This is a genomic window from Candidatus Aegiribacteria sp., assembly GCA_021108435.1.
Classification (GTDB): Bacteria; Fermentibacterota; Fermentibacteria; order Fermentibacterales; family JCC-6; genus Aegiribacteria.
In genome coordinates, this window is record JAIOQY010000198.1 from 55,844 (window position 1) to 81,592 (window position 25,749).

The 25,749-nt window shown below is 46.5% G+C and carries 27 protein-coding genes; 10 read left to right on the top strand and 17 right to left on the bottom strand.

The genetic code is table 11. From position 1 onward, the window contains the following. Positions 1–4 precede the first annotated feature (4 nt). The 4 genes from K8R76_11920 (at position 5) to K8R76_11935 (ending at position 2,514) form a co-directional block, all read left to right on the top strand. Complete coding sequence (locus tag K8R76_11920) at positions 5–568, top strand: class I SAM-dependent methyltransferase (protein MCD4848883.1); 564 nt, start codon at positions 5–7, stop codon at positions 566–568. Between the two features lie 52 nt (positions 569–620). After that, positions 621–1,382 (top strand): AAA family ATPase, encoded by a 762-nt coding sequence (locus K8R76_11925; GenBank protein ID MCD4848884.1) that lies wholly within the window; start codon positions 621–623, stop codon positions 1,380–1,382. Beyond that, a complete protein-coding gene (locus K8R76_11930) occupies positions 1,379–2,263 on the top strand; it encodes a ParB/RepB/Spo0J family partition protein (protein MCD4848885.1) in 885 nt (294 codons plus the stop codon). Before K8R76_11925 ends, K8R76_11930 begins: the two co-directional genes overlap by 4 nt. An 83-nt stretch (positions 2,264–2,346) precedes the next feature. Continuing rightward, positions 2,347–2,514, top strand: a complete 168-nt coding sequence (locus K8R76_11935; protein ID MCD4848886.1) for a 4Fe-4S binding protein — start codon at positions 2,347–2,349, stop codon at positions 2,512–2,514. 65 nt (positions 2,515–2,579) lie between these two features. On the opposite strand, the gene K8R76_11940 is transcribed toward K8R76_11935, so the two are convergent. The 4 genes from K8R76_11940 to K8R76_11955 form a co-directional block, all read right to left on the bottom strand. Then, on the bottom strand, positions 2,580–5,402 hold the full coding sequence (locus K8R76_11940) for a DUF3473 domain-containing protein (protein ID MCD4848887.1): 2,823 nt from the start codon (positions 5,400–5,402) through the stop codon (positions 2,580–2,582). A 3-nt stretch (positions 5,403–5,405) separates the two neighbouring features. Continuing rightward, a complete protein-coding gene (locus tag K8R76_11945) occupies positions 5,406–5,927 on the bottom strand; it encodes a hypothetical protein (GenBank protein ID MCD4848888.1) in 522 nt (173 codons plus the stop codon). Positions 5,928–6,005: 78 nt separating this feature from the next. Continuing rightward, positions 6,006–6,584: a hypothetical protein gene (locus K8R76_11950; protein ID MCD4848889.1), complete on the bottom strand. Its 579-nt coding sequence runs from the start codon at positions 6,582–6,584 to the stop codon at positions 6,006–6,008. A 14-nt stretch (positions 6,585–6,598) separates the two neighbouring features. Then, positions 6,599–7,291 (bottom strand): HAD family phosphatase, encoded by a 693-nt coding sequence (locus tag K8R76_11955; GenBank protein ID MCD4848890.1) that lies wholly within the window; start codon positions 7,289–7,291, stop codon positions 6,599–6,601. 146 nt (positions 7,292–7,437) lie between these two features. On the opposite strand from K8R76_11955, the gene K8R76_11960 reads away from it, so the two are divergent. Genes K8R76_11960 through K8R76_11980 form a run of 5 tightly spaced genes read left to right on the top strand, consistent with a single transcriptional unit; the run spans position 7,438 to position 13,195 of the window. Continuing rightward, on the top strand, positions 7,438–8,340 hold the full coding sequence (locus tag K8R76_11960) for a phosphate butyryltransferase (protein MCD4848891.1): 903 nt from the start codon (positions 7,438–7,440) through the stop codon (positions 8,338–8,340). Beyond that, complete coding sequence (gene buk, locus K8R76_11965; protein ID MCD4848892.1) at positions 8,333–9,415, top strand: butyrate kinase; 1,083 nt, start codon at positions 8,333–8,335, stop codon at positions 9,413–9,415. The genes K8R76_11960 and buk overlap by 8 nt, the downstream gene beginning before the upstream one ends. A 17-nt stretch (positions 9,416–9,432) precedes the next feature. After that, entirely contained in the window at positions 9,433–11,217 is a 1,785-nt protein-coding gene (iorA, locus tag K8R76_11970) for an indolepyruvate ferredoxin oxidoreductase subunit alpha (GenBank protein MCD4848893.1), read from the top strand. Then, positions 11,214–11,792 (top strand): indolepyruvate oxidoreductase subunit beta, encoded by a 579-nt coding sequence (locus K8R76_11975; GenBank protein MCD4848894.1) that lies wholly within the window; start codon positions 11,214–11,216, stop codon positions 11,790–11,792. The genes iorA and K8R76_11975 overlap by 4 nt, the downstream gene beginning before the upstream one ends. Further along, a complete protein-coding gene (locus K8R76_11980; GenBank protein ID MCD4848895.1) occupies positions 11,789–13,195 on the top strand; it encodes a B12-binding domain-containing radical SAM protein in 1,407 nt (468 codons plus the stop codon). Before K8R76_11975 ends, K8R76_11980 begins: the two co-directional genes overlap by 4 nt. A 5-nt stretch (positions 13,196–13,200) precedes the next feature. Here K8R76_11980 and K8R76_11985 read toward each other — a convergent pair whose 3' ends face one another. From K8R76_11985 to K8R76_12040, 12 genes are all read right to left on the bottom strand, one after another. Beyond that, entirely contained in the window at positions 13,201–13,758 is a 558-nt protein-coding gene (locus tag K8R76_11985) for an HD domain-containing protein (protein MCD4848896.1), read from the bottom strand. Further along, positions 13,748–15,295, bottom strand: coding sequence for an NAD(P)H-hydrate dehydratase (locus tag K8R76_11990; GenBank protein MCD4848897.1), 1,548 nt, complete (start codon positions 15,293–15,295; stop codon positions 13,748–13,750). The genes K8R76_11985 and K8R76_11990 overlap by 11 nt, the downstream gene beginning before the upstream one ends. Continuing rightward, positions 15,292–15,675, bottom strand: a complete 384-nt coding sequence (acpS, locus tag K8R76_11995) for a holo-ACP synthase (GenBank protein MCD4848898.1) — start codon at positions 15,673–15,675, stop codon at positions 15,292–15,294. Before acpS ends, K8R76_11990 begins: the two co-directional genes overlap by 4 nt. A 109-nt stretch (positions 15,676–15,784) precedes the next feature. Beyond that, positions 15,785–16,798: a tRNA (adenosine(37)-N6)-threonylcarbamoyltransferase complex transferase subunit TsaD gene (gene tsaD, locus K8R76_12000; protein ID MCD4848899.1), complete on the bottom strand. Its 1,014-nt coding sequence runs from the start codon at positions 16,796–16,798 to the stop codon at positions 15,785–15,787. 5 nt (positions 16,799–16,803) lie between these two features. Continuing rightward, positions 16,804–17,253, bottom strand: coding sequence for a 50S ribosomal protein L9 (gene rplI, locus K8R76_12005; GenBank protein ID MCD4848900.1), 450 nt, complete (start codon positions 17,251–17,253; stop codon positions 16,804–16,806). Further along, complete coding sequence (locus K8R76_12010) at positions 17,250–18,128, bottom strand: hypothetical protein (protein MCD4848901.1); 879 nt, start codon at positions 18,126–18,128, stop codon at positions 17,250–17,252. The genes rplI and K8R76_12010 overlap by 4 nt, the downstream gene beginning before the upstream one ends. 22 nt (positions 18,129–18,150) lie before the next feature. Beyond that, positions 18,151–18,390 carry a 30S ribosomal protein S18 gene (gene rpsR, locus K8R76_12015; protein ID MCD4848902.1) on the bottom strand — a complete coding sequence of 80 codons (240 nt, stop codon included), beginning with the start codon at positions 18,388–18,390 and terminating at the stop codon, positions 18,151–18,153. 39 nt (positions 18,391–18,429) lie between these two features. Then, positions 18,430–18,783 carry a single-stranded DNA-binding protein gene (locus tag K8R76_12020; GenBank protein MCD4848903.1) on the bottom strand — a complete coding sequence of 118 codons (354 nt, stop codon included), beginning with the start codon at positions 18,781–18,783 and terminating at the stop codon, positions 18,430–18,432. A gap of 5 nt (positions 18,784–18,788) precedes the next feature. Further along, complete coding sequence (gene ssb, locus K8R76_12025; GenBank protein ID MCD4848904.1) at positions 18,789–19,250, bottom strand: single-stranded DNA-binding protein; 462 nt, start codon at positions 19,248–19,250, stop codon at positions 18,789–18,791. Then, entirely contained in the window at positions 19,228–19,599 is a 372-nt protein-coding gene (gene rpsF, locus K8R76_12030) for a 30S ribosomal protein S6 (protein ID MCD4848905.1), read from the bottom strand. The genes ssb and rpsF overlap by 23 nt, the downstream gene beginning before the upstream one ends. Positions 19,600–19,796: 197 nt before the next feature. Continuing rightward, positions 19,797–21,317, bottom strand: a complete 1,521-nt coding sequence (locus K8R76_12035) for a DUF1846 domain-containing protein (GenBank protein ID MCD4848906.1) — start codon at positions 21,315–21,317, stop codon at positions 19,797–19,799. A gap of 105 nt (positions 21,318–21,422) precedes the next feature. Further along, the gene (locus K8R76_12040; GenBank protein ID MCD4848907.1) at positions 21,423–23,720 is read right to left on the bottom strand and encodes a T9SS type A sorting domain-containing protein; all 2,298 of its coding nucleotides are present in this window, start codon (positions 23,718–23,720) and stop codon (positions 21,423–21,425) included. Positions 23,721–24,040: 320 nt separating this feature from the next. Between K8R76_12040 and K8R76_12045 the strand changes: the two genes are divergently transcribed. Further along, entirely contained in the window at positions 24,041–24,742 is a 702-nt protein-coding gene (locus K8R76_12045) for a hypothetical protein (GenBank protein MCD4848908.1), read from the top strand. Here the strand turns inward: K8R76_12045 and K8R76_12050 are convergent. Further along, positions 24,739–25,518, bottom strand: a complete 780-nt coding sequence (locus K8R76_12050; GenBank protein ID MCD4848909.1) for an inositol monophosphatase — start codon at positions 25,516–25,518, stop codon at positions 24,739–24,741. The two genes, K8R76_12045 and K8R76_12050, sit on opposite strands and share 4 nt — an antisense overlap. Positions 25,519–25,749: the final 231 nt, after the last annotated feature.

Consider the following 25,749-nt stretch of genomic DNA (forward strand, 5'->3'; position numbering starts at 1 on the left):
CGGGATGATAGGGTTCGATTTGAACGATAAACAGGCAGAATTACTAAAGGAATATGCAGAAATTCTTTTACGTAGATCATTGGAAACAAATCTGATAGGACCTTTGGAAAAAGACAGGTTATGGGAACGGCATTTCCTGGAATCAATATCATATCGAAAGATGCTTGACAGGAAAAGCAAAGTTGTTGATATAGGCAGCGGGGCAGGATTTCCAGGGCTTGTACTGGGAATTCTTGGTTTGGATATGATTCTTCTGGAACCAAGAAGGAAGAGATATCTTTTCCTGTCTCATGTGATAGAAAAACTTGCTCTGGAAAGAACCGAAGCAATTCCCCTTAGAATAGAAAAAACAGATCCGGGAATTCTTGGAGATCAATTCATTGCGAGAACCGTTTCACCTCCGGAAGTACTTCTGGAATTGATCAGGAGGAAAAAAGAAGGACAGTCAAAACTTGTTTATAGAGTACCGCCTGATATAGAACTTCCGAAGGGAAATAAGTACATAGAATTGGAATGTCCTCCGCTTGACCGGCCGGGATTTCTGGTGCAGTATCGAACCTGCTTATAATCAGGAACGGATATTGACGGTTTGACAGGATATAGTCTGAAAAGAGTAATAGATGAAAGAAACCAGAATCATCGCGGTAGCAAACCAGAAAGGTGGAGTAGGAAAAACAACTACAGTCATTAACCTTGGTACGAGTCTTGCGATGAATAATAAAGATATCCTTTTGATAGATTTCGATCCACAGGCAAATGCTACAAGCGGTTTTGGCATGGATAACGGGCGCGGAAAAAATGTATGTTCACTTCTTCTTGGAAAGCACAGCCTGGAAGAGGTTATTGTGAAGACAGATGTGGATGGTCTTTCTTTTGTGAAAGGATCTCGCGATCTTGCAGGTCTTGAGATAGAGCTTGCAGGTGCGGAGGAAAGAGAATTCCTTTTAGCAGAATCTATGGAGGAAGAAGTAGATAGATTCGACTATGTACTTATTGACTGTCCTCCGTCACTGGGATTACTGACAATTAATGCTCTCGTTGCGGCAACAGAAGTACTTATTACCTTGCAAAGTGAATATTATGCGCTTGAAGGATTGTCGCACCTGATGAACACGATCAAGAATATTCGAAAACGCTGGAATTCTGATCTTTCAATTAACGGTGTTGTGCTGACAATGTTCGATGGTCGTCTGAAACTCAGTCGGGAAGTCGCTCTGGATGTAAAAGAGCACCTTGGTTCAATTCTATATGAAACGTGTATACCAAGAAACGTAAAACTAAGCGAGGCACCTAGTTACGGTATGCCAGCGCTTCTTTACGACGCTGGATCAAAGGGAGCCGCAAGTTATCTCAATCTTGCGAAGGAGGTGCTGCAAAGGTGACAGCAAGGAAACGAAGAGCTCTTGGCAAGGGTCTTGAAGAAATATTCCCCGGAATCGGTAATGAAGATGACCTCTTTAAGTCTATGGAAGTTGATATCAATCTGATAGATCCCAATCCCTTCCAACCGAGAAAGGAATGGAAACCCGAAGAAATAGCTTCACTGGCAGCCTCTATAAGATCGCAGGGAATAATTCAGCCCCTTATTCTTAGAAAAGAGGGTAAAAGATACCAGCTGATAGCAGGTGAAAGGCGTCTCAGAGCAGCCAGAGAAGCAGGACTCGATAAAGTTCCGGTTGTTGTCAGAGAAGCCAGCAAAGAACAGATGCTTGCTCTCGCACTGATCGAGAATATACAGCGACAGGATCTTGGCCCCATGGAAAAGGCGGAAGCCTTTAAAAGATTATCGAGCGAGTTTGACCTTACTCAGGAGGATATGGGAAACAGGGTGGGTATGAGCAGATCCTCTGTTGCTAACTTCATGCGATTGCTTGAGTTGCCTGAATCAGTGCAGAAAATGCTCAGGAAAGGGCAGCTTCAAATGGGACACGGAAGAGCTATTCTGGCTCTTAATGATATTTCAACCATGCAGAGGATAGCGATAGTAGCGTTCAAAAGAAACATGTCAGTAAGACAGCTTGAAGAAAAAATCCGCCTGCTTGCTGCGGGAACAAAGAGAAAATCTGCAGCAGTCGTAAAAGGGACTACTCCGGAGGAGAAAGAACTGGTGGAGACTCTCCAGAGACTTCTTAAAACAAGAGTGAGAATAAAAGGGAAAGGGAAAAAGGGCAGAATTGAAATCAGTTATCATAGCCTTGATGAACTGGAAAGAATTCTTGATCTTATAAGATCAGGAGCAGGAAGAAGCGCTAAAAGAAGTTGACCGGCTATTTGGCAATAGATATAGTCGCTTACCTGTAGTTGTTAAAAGTAGAAGTATGCATGCAGAAAAGAAAAGGAGAAAGAATGGCACACACCATTAATGATGATTGTATTGCTTGCGGAGCATGCAAGCCGGAATGCCCTGTTGACGCTATTAGCGAAGGGGAGAAGTACACGATAGATCAGGATGCCTGTATAGACTGCGGTGCGTGTGTTCCCGCATGTCCTGTTGGAGCAATAGAAGCTCCTTAATCAGGCAGAATAAGCATGGAAGCCCGGAGTTTTTCATTCCGGGCATCTATCTCAAATCCCCTGGCTCAATCACCCAGAGATCCAAGTTTGAAAAGCTTTCGATCTTTCATTTCAAAGGCAAATTCACCAAGAGTAACGCCACTGTATATTCGGAGTATTCGTTTTAACCTGGCAGTGGTCTTTCTGCCCGAATTATGATGTTGCCTGAAACGTTGAACAGCACTCATTCTATTTGAAATATTGAGGGAATCAATTTCCCATGGATGAAAATATAGAACTGGAATTCTACCGGTTCTGGAAATACTCCTGATAATCAATCTGTGAAATACGCCAGGATAGAATCTCATATAAGCACCGCCAGCTGCAGGCAGCTTTACTCCAAGCAGTTGAATGGACGCCAGAGGTAATTCAAGAATAGAGCTTTTCTCACCCTCAAGCTCAAAAGGAGAGAGCGGTGCGCAGGGAATGCCGTAGCGATGTCTGAACATAGGATAAACACTGCTGTCATACTTGTAACCTCGAGCAACAATTTCATCAATAACCCATTTAGTTCTGGAAGTTACAGAAAAACTGGGAGCCCTGAATCCAATCGTTTGAGGGATAGATAAAGTATCAACAAGTTTCTGGAAGCGATCGATGTTTCTGCAGAACTCATCGCGCGACTGCATGGAGAGTTCAAGATGATAATAACCGTGGTAACCTATTTCGTGTCCTTCCAGGATTATTTTATGAGCGATTTCGGGATGACGCTCAAGAAGCCATCCGAGAAAGAAAAATGTCGCTTTAGCCTTATGAGCTTTCAGAAGGTCAAGAATATTATTCAGTGCTTCAGGAGCCCTGGAATCCATGCTGTCCCACTGGTTTTGCGGATACCACCTTCTTGCAGCGTAGGTCTGGAACCATTCCTCCATATCAAATGACAGGGCAACCCTTGGTCTGGCGGTTTTTGTGCCGGTTATGTCTCCGCCCATATCAAGGAAACGGCTGACATCATTCTTTGAAGGAAAGTAATTGAAATTTGCTTTACAGGAGGAGTTTTCTATCAGTTGATAATCACCACGCTGTATAATTGAAAACCCCTCAGAAATAATATCGGCAGTAATCCTTTTTGATTCCGCCTGAAGCTGTTGAACAGATGTATTCTCTCTGGAAGCATTAACGGGTTTCTGAAGAAGAATTCCTCCCGCATCGAGTTTCCTCTCCATCCTGTGAAGAGTAACGCCAGGTTGATCACCACGGAAAAGAGACCAGAAAGACGGCATCATCCCCCTGTTTGCGGGAAGAAGAGAAGAATGAACATTCCAGGCTCCCAGCCTTGGGATTGCAAGTGTACTTTTTCTGAGAATCTGAGGACATGCAAGAGAAAGAAAAATATCCGGATCAAGGCTTTTAAGCAGATCATGGGAATCAGGGGTATTAATCTTATTCAGCTTAATGTACTTCGCATGTTCTCTGGACGCTGTCTGTTTCAACGAATGAGGAGAACGGGTGGGTAGCCTCATTAAACCGGCTGCCTTAAAAGATATAAAACGGATAAGTTCCCTTAAGAATCCAAAAGGACCGTAAAGGGCTGAATAGCGCTTAAAATTCAATATAGGATTTTTTATTGAACCGTGCCCGGGGAGAGAAATGATAGTGTACCTGTTAAAAGGTTCTTTTCTAATGATGCTGGCGACAGTACCGGGGATATTAAAAGGTTCATTATCGCAGAGAAAAACCACATTCATAGCTGAAGTAGTTATTTTGGTATAGAGATCAAATAGCTGATCTACCATCTGACGTGCAGAAAAAGGCTCTATGTCATCATCTACAGATGATAAAAGATCAGAGGCAGTAGAAGGGGAATCCAGCAGGCTTATTACGCCGCCGGCAAGAGCGGTTACATCACCTTCGTTCATCAACAATCCGTTTCGTTTTCCATCGACAAGTTCATGAATGCCGCCAACATCGGTAGATACAACAGGAATCCCGGCAGCAAGGCATTCGAGCAAAGCTCTTGGAAGCCCCTCTGTTCGCGATGTTATCAGGAACAGGTCGAATGCCGGCAGAATTTCCGCTATATCCTTTCTGCTTCCGACAAGAAGAAAATTATCTTGAAGACCGCGCGAATCAATCCACTTTTCTGTCTGTTTCATAAGGGGACCGTCACCGACAAGAATAAACAGAACATCGGGTTTATGCTTGATAACGGAAGCCGCGACATTAACAAAAATGTCTGGTGCTTTCTCCTGACAGAAACGCATAACGGACCCGACAACAGGAACGTCAGTCGGCAGATCAAGCTTGGATCTTGCTTCAGTTTTTCTGCCTCTTGTCTTTCTGAATTCGTCGAAATCAACACCGCTTCGTATTATACTGTAACTGTCCTTGTATCCGATTCCGCATCTGACAGCTTTATCGCGGTCTCTGGGGCTAACGGCGATGTTGGCGTGAGCATATCGGAAACCGATCTTTTCAAGCGAGATGTAAAACCATTTTTTAAAAGGGTGCATGGAATCATAGAAAGGCCAGCCATGGGCAGTCTGTATTATTTTTACTTCAGGGAATGAGGCGGCTGCAAGCCTTCCGAGGAATCGGGCTTTTGATCCATGTGTATGAACGATATCATAATTTCCGCTTTTTATAACTTTTCGAATCTCGAGAAAAGCGAGCAAATCATTAACAGGAGATATCTCTCTTTTAAGATGAGGAGCAAGAAGAACATTGATATTCCATTTTTTGACAAGATCGTATAAATCCCCTTCAGAAGGCTTCTCAGGCCCTGTGAGGATATCTGAAGGATAACCTTTTTCAGAAATATCTCTGGTGGAAATAAGCGTATTCATCTGGGCTCCACCAACAGCAATTTTAGTGATTATATGAAGTACTCGCACTTTTCTTTCAGACATCAATCAATCCGAACCGGAGTCTCCGACATTTGTGGAAGGTCTGCAGAAAAGGGCGTAAAGGTAGAAAAGAGCAAGAATCACAGTAAGGCCGGAGTAAAACAAAGGACTGATGAAAAGACAACCGATAGCCCAGAATGCGAGAAGAGGTATCAATATGATGCGGAAATGCTTTTTTCTGGTCCAGGTGCGGTCGGAGGGATATGAAGAAAATAATCTGAAGAGATCTTCAGCAATGCTGAAAAGAACAACTGAAAAAGCAACGAGCAGAAGATGAAACACCATTCCTCCGGTCAGTTGCTGATTATCAATGAGGGTAAAGGCAGAGGTAATGAAAGGAAGGAAAATCATGCCCGTAAGCAGAGTTATGAAACCTGTAACCATAAGCCTGTCAGCCGTCAGTATCGGATATTTCTCTTTCAGGTGACGAAGCATTACATGCATAAGAACACGTGAAAGACGAAATAGCCCAATGATTACAAGAATGACAAGAGCAACAAGACCGTAGTCAATTAATCTTTCACCCAACTGAATCCTCCCGCTCAATGAAAAGCCTCATTTCAGACAAAGCAATATACAATTCAGTCAGTTCAAGACACAAACCATTCAATCCTTGAGTTCTCTTGTCTGGTAGAAGTAACCAATAATCGCAAAAATCGCTGTCAGGACTATCCCTATAATGAATCCGCTGTTCCCGCCTTCAGCGTACAACCCAATTGTCTTGAGAAATCCAGAGCGTTCAAGAAGAGCCAGAGCTGACGTTCCGGCGATGTAGCCTCCGGCAAGAGCGGTTATGAATGAAATGACAGGAGTTCTGTATACCTGTACAAGAACACCGGCAGTAAGAGCTATCGCCACATGAGCAATGCCTGGAATTCCAGGAAGGAGACCTCTTACTGCAAAAAGGCCGATAACGGTACCGGCAAAGAACATAGATACTTTCCAGGCAACCAATGAAAGCCCGGCCGATACGAATCCGGTCACCCATGGAATCCAGGGGGAACTGCTGAGAGTTTTATTGAGAACATCGCATACGACCTGAGCGCCAAGCGAATAACCGATCAGGAATCCAAAAAGGACTATAACGAAACCAAGCAATTTCTTTCCAAAGAAACAGAACAGAAGTCCAATAAGCAGTCCAGCAATAGAAATAGTAAGCAGATCTGTATCAAAAATAAGATGCATGTTTCTTTCCTTTCTCAATTCCTGTCTGCTGTATCAAGGAGCGCAAGAATAGCTCCTATACCGTTTATTATATATCCTGGCTTAATGTCAAACCCGCGATTAAGGTCGTTAAGCACAAGAACACTTTGAAAACCGCCTTCCTCCGCTGCCCTGATGCCTTTCCAGGAATCCTCGAAGACCAGGGTATCGGAAGGTGAAACTCCCAGCTTTGAAGCGGCAAGCAGGAAAATGTCAGGAGCCGGCTTTTTCCTTAAACCCTCTCCTCCTACAAGAGCAGGGACATGAGCATGGGAATGCTGAAGAATTTCCTTAACAATCCATGAAGGCGTATTTGAAGCAATACAGAACGATCGCGCGGAAGTTCCTTCTTCTGAGGAAAGCCTGTCCAGCAACTCCCGTACCCGTGGGAATAGCGGGATATCACCCCGCCTGCAATAGCCCTCATATATCTTCCTCTGAGAAGAAACTGCCTGATCAACATCTATATTCCTGAGTCCATGTCTCCGAATTTCACCTTCAAGTCCTTCACCAAGGGAAGACCAGTAGAGCCAGTAATCCTCAGGAGAAATTGAATGGTCCCATGGCTCCAGGGCAACATTCCAGGATCTTCTGAAAAAAGGCTCGCTGTCCGCCAGAACACCGTCAAAGTCGAAAAGGACAGCGTTGCATTTATCCCATGCCTCAGCCAGTCCGTCAAATCTGATCATTATTCACCATACCGTTCCTTTCACCTTGGCCTTGAGTGAATCTGGTTACATAATACAAAATCCGACAGCCCGGAGACCACTGTACTATTTGATCGATAGTTTACACCGCATTTCTAGTAAGAGGATAACAGGTTCGGGGGGTTGATTTGTTCAAGAATTTCTTTGAAATCAGACAGGCCGCAAAAGACATTTCCGATGCCAGGGTGGCCGTTCCGATGGGACATGATCCGGCTTCTATGAAAGCCCTGATTACCGCTGTGGAGGAGGATCTGGCCTCGGCTGTTGTTTTTGGTCCCGCATCGGGAGTGAAGGATACGCTTTCGATTCTGGGGATGAACCTTCCATCAGGAATAGAGATTGTTGATACGGAAGATCAGGAGAAAGCAGCAGCAGATGCTGTAAGGATGGTCAGATCGGGAGAGGCTTCAATCCTTATGAAGGGCATGCTGAAAACTTCGATATTTCAGAAAGCCATGCTTGAACGTGATACAGGTCTTCGTACAGGTCGGGTTCTGAGCCATGTAGCTGTTGTGAGTGCGCCTGACATTGACAGATTGATCATAATCACCGATGGAGGCATGAACATACGGCCTGAAGCTGACGAAGTCGTACAGATAGCACTCAATGCGTCCGATGTAATAATGAAACTGGGCGCGGAGAAACCCCTTGTTGCTCTGCTTGCCGCGATCGAGACAGAGAATCCCAAAATGCCCGAGACAATCCGCTTCTCTGAAGTAGCCAGGAGGGGTATTCCCGGACTGGAAGTTCTTGGACCGGTGGCAGTTGATGGGGCTCTGGATCCTGAATCCGCGGCAGTGAAGAACATTACGGGACCGGTTGCCGGAAAAGCAAACATACTGATCACACCTGATATCGCATGCGGCAACATCCTGGCGAAAGGATTGATGTATATGGCTGGAGCGGAGATAGGGGGCCTGATCATGGGAGCGGCTGCTCCGGTGGTTATGCTTTCACGCTCTGATAAACCTCTGACAAAACTGAATTCTCTCGCTCTTGGAGTAGTAGTTTCCGGAGGATGCAATGTCTGAGGAAGGAAGACTGATTCTTGCAATCAATCCGGGAGGAACTTCTACAAAACTAGGTCTCTTCCGGGAAACAGAGCAGCTGTTTGAGAAAAACATCAGGCACCTGCCGGAAGAACTGGGCAAGTTTGAAACCACATTCGCTCAACATGAATTCCGAAAGAAAATTGTACTGAATACCCTTGCTGAAGCGGGACATGATATTTCAGACCTGAAGGCTGTTGTTGGTAGAGGCGGAGCTTTCAAACCATTGAAAAGCGGAACCTACAGGGTAAACAGAAAACTTGTTGATGATATACGGGAAGGAACAACTCTGCAGGCTGATCATCCGTCAAATCTCGGAGCCCTTCTTGCCTTCAGTATAGCGGAGCCTTTAGCGGTAGCCGCTTTTATTGTCGATCCTGTGTGCGTTGATGAAATGATTGACGAGGCAAGACTTTCCGGCCTCCCATGCCTTCCAAGAATCAGCCTGAGCCATGCTCTCAATATCCGGATGGTGGCGTATAAGGCAGCCGAAAGGCTTGAGAAAAACCTTGATGAAATCAATCTGGTTGTACTGCACCTCGGGAGCGGGATATCGGTAAATGCTCTGAGAAAAGGAAAAATGATTGATACCAGCCAGGCAAATGATGGAGGTCCGTTCAGCCCTCAGAGAGTAGGGGCGCTTCCAACTACGGGCCTTGCCAGACTATGTTTTTCGGGAGACTATAACTGGAAAGACATGAAAAGAATGCTCCTGAAAGAAGGGGGCCTTTATGCCTATACGGGAACAGACCATGTCGGAGAAGCGGTGGAAAGAGCAGAAGAAGGAGACGAAACCGCCGATCTTGCGCTCAGGGCAATGGCTTATCAGATAATCAAGGAAGGTGGCGCGATGGCGGCTGCTCTTCACGGAGATGTAGATGCTGTTGTAATTACCGGAGGAATTGCGCATAACAGATGGATGACGGACAGGCTGAGGGAAGGCCTGGGATTCCTCGGAGATATGATTGTCTTCCCTGGCGAGGAGGAGCTGGAAGCTCTTGCCAGAGGAGTGCTGAGAGTTCTGGACTCAGTTGAGGAAGAAAAAACTTACGATTAGTTTCAGAAAGGCGGCATATGAGAAAAAAACTCAATACGATTGTAGATGGAACTCTCCTTCTCTCAGGAAACGAAGCCATCGCAAGAGGCGCCTGGGAGTCCGGCGTGCATTTCGCGTCAGCCTACCCCGGCACTCCTTCAACAGAGATCCTTGAAGCAATTGGAGATGACTACGACGAGATTGACGCTCAATGGGCTCCCAATGAGAAAGTCAGTCTTGAGGTTATTGCGGGAGCGTCGTTTGCCGGAGCGAGAGTGTTATCCGCAATGAAGCATGTGGGGCTCAATGTAGCCGCTGACCCTCTTTTCACGCTCAGCTACATAGGAGCAACAGGTGGAATAGTCATAATATCCGCGGATGATCCGGGTATGCATTCCAGCCAGAACGAACAGGACAACCGTCTTATGGCGAAAGCGGCAAAAGTAGTCTGCCTTGAACCTTCCGACAGCCAGGAAGCCAAAGACATGGTTGGAGAGGCTCTTTCGATATCAGAGGATTTCGACACCCCTGTTCTCATCAGAGTCACTACCAGAATCTGCCACTCAAAGAGTATCGTGAAGGTGGGCCCCCGCCGGGAAGTTCCAGTGAAGGGGTATGTGGCTGACATAGCAAAAAGAGTTCCTATCCCGTCGAACGCGAGGAAAATGCATTCAAGAGTCGTTAAAAGACTCAAAGACCTTTCCGCCTGGGGTTCTGAAAGCTCTCTCAACTGGATTGAGGACGGCGACCGCTCTGTAGGTATCATAACCAGCGGAATTTCGTACCAGTATGTAAAAGAGGTCTGCCCGGAAGCATGCCTGCTGAAGATAGGCATGTCTAATCCATTGCCCTGGAACCAGATAGAAAAATTTGTCGGTATGGTTGACAAAGTGATCTTCGTTGAGGAAGGAGAGCCATTCCTTGAAGAAAGAGTACGTTCAAAATTCCTAATTCCCGCGATCGGCAAGGATATTATTTCAAATGAGGGGGAACTGAATCCGGAATTAGTCAGGATAGCTCTCCATCCGGGTACGACAAAGACGATCACATTTTATGAACCGGAACTTCCCGCCAGACCTCCGGCGCTTTGCCCCGGCTGTCCCCATAGAGGCGCTTTTTACTGCCTGAGCAAGCTGAATGGCAGTTCCACCGGGGATATAGGCTGTTACACTCTGGGAATGATGCCGCCATATAATGCGCTTGAGACAACTGTCTGCATGGGCGCTTCTATTGGAGTACTGAGCGGGATTGAAAAAGCTGTTGGCAGAGAAGGAATGGGAAAACTCGTTGCCGCAATTGGAGAATCAACGTTTGTACATTCAGGGATTACCGGACTCATCGACATGGTTTACAATGGAAATACCGGTACTGTAATGATAATGGACAACAGTCTTACTGCAATGACCGGCGGCCAGGAAAACCCCACGACAGGCAAGAATCTGAGGGGAGAACCCGCGCCAGTACTTGATCTGGTCAAAATAGTTGAAGCCTGCGGAGTAAAGTATATCAAAGTTGTCGACCCTCATGACCTTGCGGAGATGGAGAAAACCTTCAAGGAGGAGTTCGAAAGAGACGAACTTTCAGTGATTATCACCAGGCGTCCCTGCGTGATGTGCTACAGACCCGTGAAGAAGAGCGTAGCCCTACTGGATCCGGAGAAATGCATAGGGTGCAAACTCTGCATGAAACTCGGATGTCCTGCTATCAGCTGGGAAGAGGACAAACCTGATATAAGCAAGCTTCTCTGCTGGCCTAATTGCGACCTTTGCGTTCAGGTTTGTCCTGTTGACGCTATCTCGAAGGACATGGAGGGATTGGAATGAAACCCGTAACAAACGTGATCATATGCGGTACTGGAGGCCAGGGAATTCTGCTTGCCAGCGAGATCTTATGCGAAGCGGCCAGACTGGCCGGGAATGACGTAAAGAAGAGCGAAGTTCACGGGATGGCTCAGAGAGGCGGAAGTGTTTCCAGTCATGTCAGATTCGGAGAGAAAGTGTACAGCCCGCTGGTGGAAAAAGGAACGGCCGATCTTATCCTTTCAATGGAGAAGATGGAGGCATTGAGGTGGGCGCCCTTCCTGAAACCCTCCGGAATCCTTCTATCATGTGATCTCGAGATCACACCTATGACAGTTAACACAGGATATGCTGTATATCCCGATGTGTTATCCATGATGAAAGAGCAGGACATTCAATGCAAAATGATACCGGCGCTGGAGATAGCCGAGGAACTCGGTAACCTCAGAGTTGTCAATGTAGTGCTGATAGGAGCAGCATCTCCCTTTATTCCGATAAATGAGGATTACTGGTACAGGGCTGTCGAGGAAAGAGTTCCTCCAAAAGCTCTTGACGTGAACATTGAAGCGTTCAGAAAAGGAAGACATCTGTCAGTATGAAGGTTCTGTTCCTGGTTCATGACCACATAACAATACCTCTGGGTATTGGCTACCTTGCATCGATTGTCAGTGATCTCGGGCACGAAATCAGAGCTCTTTCGATGAACACGAAGAATCTTACAGACAGCGTTCTGGAAGAGGTACCGGATATTCTGGCTTTTGGAACCACCACAGGATTCCACAGGAAATACAGCGAAGTAGTGAAAAGGCTTAAAGAAGCAACGGGAGTTCTCACGATAATGGGAGGAGCACATCCGACTTTCTTTCCCGAGGTGCTTCTCGAGAATCCATGGCTTGATTACGCCATGCGTGGTGAAGCTGAGACAGCGTTTCCACAGTTTCTGGAGGCGCTGGAGGGAAGAAGATCGATCAGAGAGGTCGGTAACATTCTCTATCGGGAGAATGGACAGATACTTGAAAACCGAATCCTTCCATTAGTTGAAGACCTCGATACGATCCCGTTTCCCTATAGAGATCTGCTTCCTGGTGCGAACAGAAAGGCTGTATTCTGCATAACCGGCCGGGGATGTCCCTACGATTGCAGTTACTGTTTCAATGAGAGTTTCAGACAGATGTACAGAGGTCTCGGAAAGTACTGCAGAAGAAGATCAGTCGGAAATGTTATCGATGAACTGAAAGAACTGAAGGAAGGAAATACCGAACTTCAGATGATAATTTTTCAGGATGACATCTTCATTCTTGATCACGACTGGGTCAGAGAATTCTGCAGGAAATACAGTATTGAAATCGCTCTCCCGTTTCACTGTCATCTCAGAGCCAATCTGGTCACGGATGAGATTATGGGGTTGCTGGCGAAAGCGGGATGCATCAGTGTGAAAATGGCGCTGGAAACCGCAAGTCCACGCCTGAGGAAGGAAGTGCTTAATCGAGATCTCAGTACTGAGGAACTGCTGAATGCCTGCCGGGCAGTGAAGGAAAGCGGCATCAAGCTGGTAACACAGAATATTCTCGGGATCCCCACCGGTACACTTGAAGATGACCTGGATACTCTCAGACTGAACTATGAAATACAACCGGATTTTGCTTTTGCGACACTGATGCAACCCTATCCACGCACAAAAATCTGTGAATTCAGCAAGGAACAGGGACTTCTGGGCGAAGAGGCATATATACCTGATTCTTTTTTTGATGATTGCATTCTGAAACTTCCTGACAACGACAGAAGAAAACGACTGCGTCAGTTATTCGCGCTCAGTATAGAATTCAAAACTGTACGGTACATGTTGAAAACACTGATAAGGTTGCCTTTTGATGGTCTTTACGAATTTCTGGATAAATTATGGAAGGGTTACTGTATCAAACAGAGAGAATTCCCCTACAAGCTCTCATTCAGAGAATACGTATCCAGTATGATGACATATTTCAGAAGCAGGTACTATTAAAAAGACTACAGGCCTATGTCTTCAGCAATTCCTTTCATGGCGACAAGCGCAATACCGACAAAAACATCAAGATCGTATCCGGCCTTTGAACAGTCCCTGATCGTATCTCTGGGAACAGATCTGGCGAATGCTGACATGTTCATCCTTTTAAGAACGGATTTCGGTTTGACTGAAGCCAGCTTCCTGTCCGGGTATACAAGAGCAACAGCGACTATAAGGCCGGTGATGGATTCACCCGCCGCAAGAAGATAGTCGAAATCAGATTCTCTTTCTATTCCTGTGTACTCCGAGTTGTGAGACTGGATAGCGTGGATCGATTCGGAAGGGAGGTAATCAGCCAGCATCTCCGCTGCGACCATACCGTGCTTCTCAGGTTCGTCTGAAGTGAGTTCGTAATCAATATCATGAAGCAGACCGGTCATTCCCCAGAGATCGGGATCTTCTCCTCTGTCTATGGCGAGGGCGCGGAGGACGGCCTCAGAGGCAAGGCAGTGCCGAATGAGATTGATGTTTCCCAGATTGTTCTCAAGCAGTTCCAGAGCTTCTGCCCTGTTAATGAGCATATTCACTTCTCCATTTTCCTCCGGGTGTAAGCAGTTCACTGCGGCTGCCATTTTCAATTGTCCGGAATGCCCTTCCCATATTTGAAATCACATCGGAGGGAATCAGCGATCTCTCTGAACAATGTTCAATTGCAATATCAGCCGACAGTCCGTGTACATATGCGCCGAGTATGGCTGCTTCAAAAGGTTTCAGTCCCTGTGCCATAAGCGAGGATGTAATACCGGTAAGAACATCACCGCTCCCTCCTGTAGCCAGACCGGTGTTCCCTGTAGGAATCAGACAACATTCTCCATCAGGACTGAAAACCATGGAAGGTTTCCCCTTTAGGAGTACAACTGCTCCAGAAGAAGCAGATAATTTCGCGGCAGCTTTTGACCTGCTCCCGATATTCGATGCGTTACATTTCGTCATTCTGGAAAGCTCTCCGGGGTGCGGCGTTAACAAAAGAGACCCTTTGTATTCACTTAACTGGCTAACAGGATCATTCAGGACATTGAGAGCGTCAGCATCAAGCACAAGAGGAACCTTCCAGTTCTGCAGTATGTAGGAAACGATTTTCATGGTAGCGGGACTGTTTCCCATACCCGGGCCTATGGCGATGGCGTCGAACTCATCATACTTAGGCAGACCAGAGGGATCTCCCGGGAGGAAGTAGGAACTGATAACCTCGGGAATTCTTCCGGAAATGAAAGTATTGGCTGGAAGAGGAACAGATAGAAAAACAAGCCCTGCGCCGGATCTGAGAGCACCAAGAGACATAAGTTGAGGAGCTCCCGGCATATTCTCGGAACCCCCGATGAGTAGAAGTCTGCCAAAAGTTCCCTTATGAGCGTCTGCAGGTCGATCAGGCAGAAGAGTAAAGGCGTCACTCAGCCCGAGAACCATCTGCTTTTTGTTATGATCGATATCTATTCCGATGTCGGGTACCAGAAGATTTCCTGTATAGCCGCACCCCGGAGGGAGAAGCAGCCCCGCCTTGGGTGCCGCGAAAGTCACAGTAGTATCTGCTCGCGGAGTATGAGGATCAACAGAACCGGTTTTGCCGTTAACACCTGTGGGAGTATCAATTGCGAGTACTTTGCAATGGCTATGTCTTATAATGTCGGTACACTCGGCAAAAACGTCTTTCAGTTTGCCACTAAAACCTGTGCCAAGAAGAGAATCAACCACCAGAGCAGGAGAGTCAGGCAGATCGTTCAGCTTCTGCGGAGCAAGAACTTTCCCTCCGGACTGAACAAATCGGCCAAGATTGGACTGACAATTATGAGAAAGGCTCTTTCCCGGCGTCGTTGCAAGAACAGCGCAGACTTCATAACCCCTTTTCTTCAACTGTCGAGCAAGAACAAGCCCATCTCCTCCGTTATTTCCAGGACCGCACCAGACCTGAATATGTCCCTTGTCAGGTTGTGTCATTGCCATCGCGACGATAGCAGCGGCCGTACCTGCCCTCTCCATCAGAACATCACCAGGAGTACCTGCCTTAACAGCCCTGGCATCGAATTTCGACATTTCGAACGGTGTAACCCAGTATCTCATCCCGATTCTCCATCCCCCTCAAGCACAATTATTGCTACTGCAGTCCTTGTTGTCTTTGAAACACTGACAAGTACTCTCCGTCCCTCAAGCAAATCGTATGATACTCCTGTTACTTCCGGTCTGAGAGAGGCTTCAGTTTCAGGAGGCAGAGAGAAATCATGCCATCGGACCCCCCCGGAAATACCGGTGCCCAGTGCCTTGAAAAAAGCTTCCTTTGCTGCGAAACGTGTTGCAAGAAGACCGTAATCAGTATGGAGAAGAAGCTCGTCCGACGTAAATATACGGTGCAGAAATCTCTTTCCACTTCGCTGAACAGCTTTCCTTATTCTGCTGATACTTACAATATCAATACCCTGCGCTGTATTAGAATTATAATCCATACTATTCTCCCTGATACAAAAGGTGAACCTGCATGATTATAACAGCATGGATCTGCTTGAGTTAGCCCGGATCAGCATAAGTACTCGTAGCGAATGTGATGGATCCGGGCTACGTACAGCATAGCGCTTTAAGAATTGTACCAGACCATCTTGAGAATGCGTTGCATGACAGAGAGGAACAAGAGGATGGCTCCTCGCGAAGGACGGCGAAAGCAGCTCTTCCAACCATAACAGCGTTATCCATGGTATACTTCTTTTCAGGCAGGAAGAGGGTAATTCCCCGTTTAGCACACTCTTCTCTCAATCGTGTTCTAAGCAGATTATTAGCAGTAACACCGCCAGCCGCAAGGATACTTACCGCGCCTGAACGGTCCGCCTGAAAAAGCAGTTTCGAAACAAGGATATCAACAACGACCTTCTGAAAGGAAGCCGCAAGATCCGCAAGGTCAGCGCCGCTTTCCCATTGCAGTCTTACCGCTGTCTTGAGGCCGCTGAAACTGAACTCCGGAAGAGCCGGGTCTGACAGAGGAGAAGGCAGAGATACTTTATCAGGATTTCCATCGATAGCAGCCTTTTCAAGAGCTTCACCGCCAGGATATCCAAGACCTGCAAGTTTTGCCGTCTTGTCGAAAGCTTCTCCTGCCGCATCGTCTCTTGTTGAACCAAGAAGAACTGCCCGGGCCCAGGATTTCATGTTGAAAAGACAAGTGTGACCGCCGGAAACCAGCAGGGCAACTGCTGGAAATTCTACAGAATCATGTGCTGTATAATGAGTATGAAGGTGAGCTGAAAGGTGATTAATTCCGAGAAATCGCTTCCCGGATGCAAAGGCAGCGGCTTTAGTCCAGGATAGTCCTACGAGAAGGGAGCCTACAAGTCCCGGTCCCGCTGTTGCTGCGAAAGCATCAATTTCCCGGAGAGTTTTTATTCCGGATTCTGAAAGCACTTCCTTCACAATACCCGGAAGAATCTCAATGTGCTGTCTGGAGGCGAGTTCAGGAACTACACCACCATGATTCGAATGAACACTCTGACTGTATATCCTCTCCGCGATTACACTGCTGTCTTCAAGCAATGCAACCGCGGAATCGTCGCACGATGTTTCTACTGCAAGGATTCGCAAGAAGACTAATCCGCTTCAGGTAATATCTTTACGAGAATTTCCGAGCGAATGTCACCGTATACTTTCACTGAAATGGGGAATTCACCCGTTTCTTTTATATGCTCACTCAGAAGAACGTGTTCAGCGTCTATGTCAAATCCTGCCTCTTTCAGAACTGAAGAGATCTGCTTCTCGGTGATACTTCCGTAAAGATGTCCGTTATCATCAGCAGAAGCAGCGATTTCAATAATGAAACCCTTGAGCTTCTCAGCAAGCTGTTCTGATTGATTGATGGTCTCTGCCTGTTCTTCAAGAGCTTTGGCGTGATAGAACTGAGCGGATTTTACTGCTGAAGGAGTTGCCTTTATCGCCAGATTTCTGGGAAACAGGAAATTTCTCGCATAACCATTGGCGACATTAACAACATCACCTCCAGTACCCAGATCTTCAACACTTTTCATTAGAAGTACTTTCATTCCTGTGTTTTCCTTTCAAAATATTTTTTCAGTCGCAGTCTGAAATCAAACCATGTATCCATTATACCAGTCAGTACAAGAATGCATATCGCTGCAGGGGGAAAAATGATCGCAAGCGGAACAGCCGCCAGAAGAAGCATTGGGAAACTGCGCAGTGCAATCCTGAAGATACCGAAACCAACCAGAGAATACGGCAGAATCATGAAAATAGAGATATTTACAGCTGCCTGTTGAACGTATGGTGGAAGCCCTCCGCCGGCAAGATTAACTGAAAGAGCAGCTATCAGGATCCATGCGGGGAGAAGACCAAGCCGGATTTCCATTCCCTGAGTGATGATTTTAAACGAATCTTTCCTGCGTTGATTTACTGACCGGACAGCAAATGCAGCTGCTACAGTACCGCTAACCGCCCATATAGCCAGTAGAGATGGCAGGATGTACAGGAAAATATTAAGGATCGTCGCAACCTCAGAAGAGCTTAAACCAGCCGATCTGTAGATCTGTGACAGCGCTTCCATATTTTCCTGAGATATAAGTGATTGATCGGGTATCAATATAGTTCCGAAGATCGATGTTATGGCTGCTGCCCCGGAAGCAAACATGGTTGAGAACTCAAGGCTTCTTCCTGACCTGATTCCAGCGGCAAGCAAACCTGAACCGGTTGCAGTTATCAATGCTCCGGTGAAATCCGATATCAGATATACACCGACAAGAGTAACAACCGCCAGCGGCAATGATCTTCGAGAATTCGAAAGCGAAAGCATTATCGTCATAATAGTCATTCCCACAAAAGGTATGCCCATCAGAATTAAAATAATACCCAGAGCTATGATTCCGAATAATCCTGTCCGTGCCCTCTTTAAAATCTGTTCCATTTTTCTGAGCCTGCAGACGACCTTATCTGTAGTGTTCTCTTACATAGGGGAGCAAGGCAAAGAATCTTGCCACCTTGATGGCATTCGCGATTCTTCTCTGATGTTTCGCACAGTTACCAGTTACTCTTCTGGCGATGATTTTCCCTCTGTCGGAGATATGTCTCTGGAGCATCTTATCGTTCTTGTATGATATTTCCAGTTGTGGATTTCCGCAAAAACGGCACTTCTTTTTACGTCCGAATTTGCTGCTGCTTTTCTTCATTCTTTTTTTTGTGACCAAATCAGTTCCTCCTGCTGGTCTTTATGATCTGGCTCCCAGCGATTCAACGCTGGTTGCTTTTACGACCATCCTGTGATGTAATCCCTTTGATCTGTCTTCGTACGATCTGCTGACAAGACTGCCCTCAACCAGAACGGTAGAACCGCTCTTTATCCGCCTGTCTATTTCCTCTGCCAGGTTACCCCATGCCTCAACTGAGAGAATAGAAGATGTCTTCCTTGAGTCTGCTGTTCCGGTGGAAAAAGTTACCGTATTCTCAACTTCAAACCTGATCACAAAGATATTGAACCTGGTAAGAGATAGTTGTTCGATACGTTCCACAGTGCCTGTGAAAAGGATGTAATTAAGTTCAGGCATTTCGTGAGGTACAGTCATGATATCTAGAACGGAATGTCATCATCCGGAGTCATAGGTTTAGACTCGGATAGTTCATTACCATCGGAAGAACCCTTCTGGTTCTGTTCATTCGGAATGTCCTGATAAGAGGAATCCTGGTCTCTGCGCTCAAGGAATTGAATCCTTCTGGCATTTATTTCCAGTCTGCTCCTCTGGTTTCCGTCTCTGTCTTCCCATGAATTGTAAACAAGTTCACCCTCCACCAAAACGGGAGAGCCCTTCCGACAGAATTCACCGACAAGTTCAGCTGTCTTTCTCCAGGCAATGATATTTACATAGCAGGTCTTTTCCTGCCACTCACCATTCCTGTCACGGTAACGCTGGTTATTGGCGATAGACATCTTTGCGAGATGTGTTCCATTTTCGAGAATTCTTGCGTCAGGGTCTCTGACCAGGTTTCCAGAGATGATAACCTTATTGATATTAGGCATCCTCAGATCCATCACTGACTTCCACCTCCTCGTCGACGCGGTCAAAGTCTTCATACGAATTGACTGAAGCCACTGCCTCATCATCAGAGCGAAGCGTTGCATACCTGATACAGCCTTCGTGAATTCTCAGATGTTTGTCGATTGAACCGATGACGTCAGTTTCTCCATTCCATCTGATGAAATGGTAGATTCCTTCGGTCTGTTTCTTAATAGGATAGGCAAGCATTCGCCGCCCCCATTTGTCAGAGCCTTTGTACTCGCCTTTATTCCCTTTGATAATCTCAACAACACGATTGTGCTCTTTTTCGATTTCAACCTCGGGAATACTGGCATTCCAGATTACTACAGTTTCATAGTCTCGCAAACCAGAAACTCCTTCCAGGTACAGGTTAAACGCAAAGCATAACCGACCGGAAGGAGGAATAGAACACATTTGTCTTTTATCGCTTCCGGTCCGGTAACCTGCGTTACTACGGGCTGCGCAAATGAAAGCGCAGCAAACGACAGGGCAATAATCAGACAATTATTGTAAAAGGTCAAGTCCAGGATAATATTGAAGTATCAGTTCACATATAATTTCTCACTGCTGAAAACAGGATCGGAAGTTACATTTATCCCGAGATTTCTTAAACCGTTTCCGTCTCCCGGAGAGGGCATATGCGTAAGATGAGCTTCACAGCCTCTGAGTTCGAAAAGCTTTTTCATTGCGCTTGCTGCTGCTTCGGAAGTCGCAGAACTAACACTCAGGGCGATAAGAACCTCCTCAAGGTCGAGATTGAGGGTGGGAATTTCCATTACTTTCTTAAGCTCTCGAATGGAATCGATAGTGGCCGGAGAGAGAAGATGAACCTCTTTGCTGATCCCTGCCAGTTTCTTGACCGCATTCAGAATAAGAGCTCCGGATGCATGCATCAGATCGGAACCGGTACCCGTGACAAAGCTGCCGTCTTTAAGAAGAAGAGCCGCTGCTTTTCCGTTATCGATGCCTTCCTCGGATTCCTTTAAGCGCATACGTTCGAGAGCAGGTTCCACAACAGGTCTGCAGGAAGGCGACAGCTCGAAGTTGCGCATCAGAAGTTCTACTTTCTGTACTGTACTCTTATCCGCCAGCCCCATTACATATTCGCAGCTGTAGCGGAAGTATCTTCTGATAATTTCCTGCATTGCCGCTTTTCTCACAACCTCATCATCCGTTATGCCGAATCCCGCTCTGTTTACACCCATATCAGTAGGAGAAGCGTAAGGAGATATGTCTCCCGTTATTCTTTCCAGTATGCGCTTGAGCAGAGGAAAAGCCTCAACATCACGATTGTAGTTAATGGCAACCTCTCCGTAAGCATCCAGATGAAAAGGATCCACCAGATTAACATCCCGCAGATCGGCAGTTGCCGCTTCATAAGCGGCATTGACAGGATGCTTTAAGGGAAGATTCCAAATAGGGAAGGTTTCAAATTTTGCGTAATTCGAACAGATCCCGTTTCTATGATCATGGTAAAGCTGTGAAAGGCAGGTTGCAAGTTTTCCACTCCCCGGCCCTGGTCCTGTAACAACTACAAGGGGTTTAAATGGCTCTATATAATCGTTTCTCCCATAGCCTTCAGGGCTCACGATAAGATCAATATCAGTTGGATAACCCTTTGTGTAGTAATGTCTGAAAACATCTATATCCCGGCGTTTAAGACGATTCTCGAAAGAGATTGCCGAAGGCTGATTTTCAAATCTTGTTATTACAACACCTCTGAGATCGATTCCTCTTGAGCGAAAGCCGTCGATGAGCATCAGGGCATCTGCGTCGTAGGTTATACCGAAGTCTCCTCTGATCTTCCTTTTCTCTATGTCTCCGGCATAGATACAGAGTATGATTTCCGCTCTGTCACGGAGTTTCTCCAGAAGCCGAATTTTAACATTCGAATCGTAACCGGGGAGAACTCTGGAAGCATGATGGTCATACATGATCTTCCCGCCGAATTCAAGGTAAAGACGATTATCAGAGCTTTGTACTCTTGAAAGGATCTCACGCGATTGTTCTTCAAGGTATTTCTCGTTGTCAAAACCGGTTTTGTAGACCAAAAGAATCTCCATTTCGAATAGGATATGCTACTCAGGTATCCTGATAGATAAGCCTGAATCACTGAATAGAAAAGGCGGGCCAATCGACCCGCCTTCAGCTTAAGTAATATTGTCAGCTTATCTGATAACCATTGCCTGTCTTGTCAGAGTTCCATCGTTGGTAGTAAGGCGGATGAAGTAGACACCGCTTGCAATTTGAGAACCAGGCGTCCACTGTATGGAGTGGCTGCCTGACTCAAGCGAGCCGTCAAGAATGGTCTCGACCATGCGACCGGAAACATCATATACGGCAAGCTCCACATTGCCGGCGCCGGGAAGACTGAAACCGATAGAGGCGCTTACTGTAATCGGATTGGGAACAGGTCGGTCAAACAAGAAGATATCAGCATCACCCTGGGAGTCAGAAACTCCCGTACCGATAATGATATAATGAAGATCGTAATTGTAATCATGAAGGAACGCGCCTATATGAATCGTTCCGCTTTCAGGGACTGTGATGTTAATGGTAACCTGGCCTGATGAATTGGTTACAGCCTCTTCGTAGCAGGTCATTCCTGTGCCGTAATTATCAACACCGTCAGTAATTGTAACGTTTGCTCCTTCAACAGGGGAAGAACCGTCGGTAACAGTAATGGTTATATCCTGATTTCCGGAGAAGATATTGGCAGGCGCGGAGATTAGAAGCGCACCAGGCTCTCCCTCTGTATCAAATGTCCAGATATCCATGGCCGGATCACCAAACCATATGTACATTCTGGCATTATTAATGCCCCATGTACCTTGATTTTCTATTATGTAAACCGCGCCGGTGTTGGTTGCGTCCGTTATGCGAAAAGTACCGGTGTCATAAAGAGCAATATAGATCTGCTTGATATAATCATGGTTGGCAAGAGTCCCCGATGATTGGGTTGCGCCGAGGTTTCCGCTTGCGCCATTTTCCGCCCACTGCCAGGATTCTGAAAGACAGGTGCTCGAGCTCTGATATTCTCCGTTGTCGCATGCTATGTTGAAAACTGGCGGCATGAATGTATTTGTCAGGGCATCGATGTCGGAGGCATCCCATTGTATGGGAGCAGACCATACCCAGGCTGTGGTGCTTCCATGTCCTCTGTACGTAACTGTTCCGATTCCGTTGTTGATGGCGGTCGAAACATCTGCATTAGTTCCGTCTTCAGGAGGATATACCTTGGTGAAGGTCAGGTCGCACAGGCTGTAGGGATATGCAGCTATCTCGTTGCAGCACTGGGTGTATTTGCCGGGATAATCCTGTTGGTGTGCTGCTAGAACAGCCTCGCTTGGAATGATATCGGTTGTTCTGGAATCATCGAAACTGTAATTCATGTAACCATCTATGATTTTTGTAACCTGCGCTACGATCTGCGTGGAGTCACCGGTCAGCCTGCCAACACCTATTTCGGGGTAGTTATCACCAGCGGTTAAGCATGCGAACCAGTAATCACTGATTATGCCGGTCCAGCTGTATGAAGGCATCTCGGCATGGGTACCGACAATACAGGCAAATTTCAATATGCCGGTGTCATAATTATCTGTAATCGCGGCCTTGATCAAATCCGGATTGGAAGGGCTGGCTAAAGTTTCCACCCTGACCCTGAGACCGAGATAATGATGAGTCTCGAAGAGATCGGACACCCAGTCCACATTGCTTTCCGAGCAGACGAAAACGTACTCAACACCGTCATCGCGCCCGCTGTCGAGAGGAGCTGCCGCGTTCTCGAAAGTACTCCAGTTGATAACGCTTTGCTTCATCATTGGAATCATGGAGGGGTTGACAGGATTGGCAAGCTCACCGGGGGTTCCCACAAAATCTACCCTGATGGTGATGCTGTGGACGACTTCAAGATCGCCCGTAGAAGGGTTGAAGCGGAAAGGATTGAATACAAGCCTCGCGACATTCAGGCCTGACCATATGCCTTCATTATCGATATTTGCGTAGGAGGCCGGGAAGACCTCGCTGCCGCTGTAGAACTCGTCGTTTATTCTGAACTCGAATTGATCGTGTGCCATATCGATTTCCGGTATCTGTCTGGGAAGAATCTCCATATTGTGGTATACTGTTGAAGAGACATCTTCAACTGTAACAGCTGCTTCAGTTCCGAATGGGAGAGCGAACATCCTTGGCACTGAAGGAAGATCGGGCAGACCGATGTCACCCTGAGAATAGCATTCTGGTAGACTGACGCAGTCCCAGAATCTGCCGCCTCCGGGATAATCGTACAGCCTGAATCCGGGAATTGATATCTCGGCAATCATATGATCGGGGCTTGATTCGAGTACGTTAACTTCTGGAAGATCACCTGCCGCCCCGTAGAAAGATTGCCAGCTGACCATATTCGACTGACCCGATGTAAGGGCGATGGATGCAATCAGTAAAAGAACCGGAAAAGAAGTTTTCATACGTTAATATCTCCTTTGCTTAAGTAAACCTGAAATGAATAATGACTATACAACAACATACTATGAACTTAACAAGCTTCATCACATAAGGTCAAGTGTCCGATTGTTTCCGGAACGGCATACCTCGCGTATTTCATAGCTCCTGCTGTTCCTGATTGTTCAGGAGATTGCTTGGCAACAGCTATACGATCAGTACATATTCAATATAACTTTGAGAGAATGGTTTCCAGGAAACAGTTATTGGAAACTGTCTTAACAAAAAGCTCTCAGAGGTTTTATCTTGCATTGAAGCGAAAAGGATAAATCGAAAGGAGAACGCAGTGAGGATTTTTCTGATAGTTTTACTTGTTTGTGGTACTGCATTTGCCGGAGTGCGATTCGGTGGAAGAATTGGTCACTACAGCGGTGATGACCCCAGAACCGGTCAGAGCGCTTCAAGCGCGGTGTACGGAGGACAGATCAGTTTTCCGCTCCTGAGCCTTGTCGTATTTGAGATCAGTGGAACATATGCGGGAAGTGAAAGCGACATCACTCTGTACAACTATCTTGAGACGTACATAGAAGATGAGTATGGCTATAATTTTGAGGGAGACAGTCTGGGTTTAATAGACTACCTTGAAAACGAAATGGGATGGTCTCCTGAGAATATCTCCACCGAGATGATGGGTGAGTACACAGCAAAATTTCATGACATAGACCTCGCCGCAACAATGAAAGTAATGATTCCGATAGGAGCGCTCCCGCTGAAGCCCTATATCGGCGGAGGCGGCGGAGCGCACATACTATTCAGCGACGCGGATGTTCTGATGCAGGTTGTAAACGAGGAAACTGGAGGAGCAATGGCTATGGATCCTTACGACCATGTTCACCCCGGAATACATGGAGTGGTGGGAGTATCATTTGAACCTCCAATGATACCTCTGAGCATTTTTGGTGAGTTCAAGCACACAAAACCGCTTTCCTCCGATAATGAAGTTAGTGGAATCAACATGTTCTATGCAGGGCTGAATCTGGGATTCTAACCTGACAATTTGACACCACTCTGAATCTCCGGATGGATCGATTTACCTGAAGCCACTATCCCCGCAGAAAATATATCCCAATGCTTGCTAGCGAAGGAAGAAATTTCTCCGCCAGCTTCCCTGACAATAAGAGCTCCTGCTGCCATATCCCATGGTTTCAGATGCTCCTCCCAGAAGCCGTCAAGCCGGCCCGCGGCAACATAAGCCAGATCCAGGGCGGCAGATCCGCCCCTTCGTATTCCCTGTACCCTTCCGAGGAAGTATTTCAGGATTTCAAGGTTTACGCCAAGATTGTCCGATTTCCTGTGATACGGAAAACCGGTAGCCAGGATACAGCCCGAAAGCCTGTCTGTATCCGTTGTTGTTATTACGGAATCATTCAGTCTGGCGCCTTTTCCGCGGGAGGCGGAGAAAAGTTCATTCCTCGAAGGATCATAGATACAGCCTGCCTCAATCGATGAACCATTCCAGAAAGCGATACTGACCGAAAACACCGGATATCCGTGAGCGTAATTGTTGGTTCCGTCAAGCGGATCAACCACCCAGAAAGGAGGGTCGGGATAATCGCCTGTCCAGCTCTCTTCTCCGAGGAATCCTGCCGACGGTTCTATCTCTGAGAGCCGTTTTTGCAGAAATTTTTCAGACATCAGGTCAGCCGTAGTTACAAGTTCATGATTTTCCTTCTTCGAGACCTGGATACCGGTCGAAGCAGCTTCAAGCAGAATAGCTCCCGCTTCTCTTGCTGCTCTTTCAATTTCAGCAATCATGATTTTCAATCAACCCTTCAGTAGTTTCAGCAGTAATTATTTACTATGCTACCTCAACATATATTCAATCCGCATATTTCACCAGGTTGCGTAACGAAACGGTGCAGAAGCGCTCGCAGACAAGGCATGCGAATGAGATCAACGCAGATGTATTATATATACTTCAAGGAAGGACGATTGAGCATAACGCAGTATGCGAGTGTCTTATGCGCCGTTGCAGTAGTAACTCTGGTGAGATAT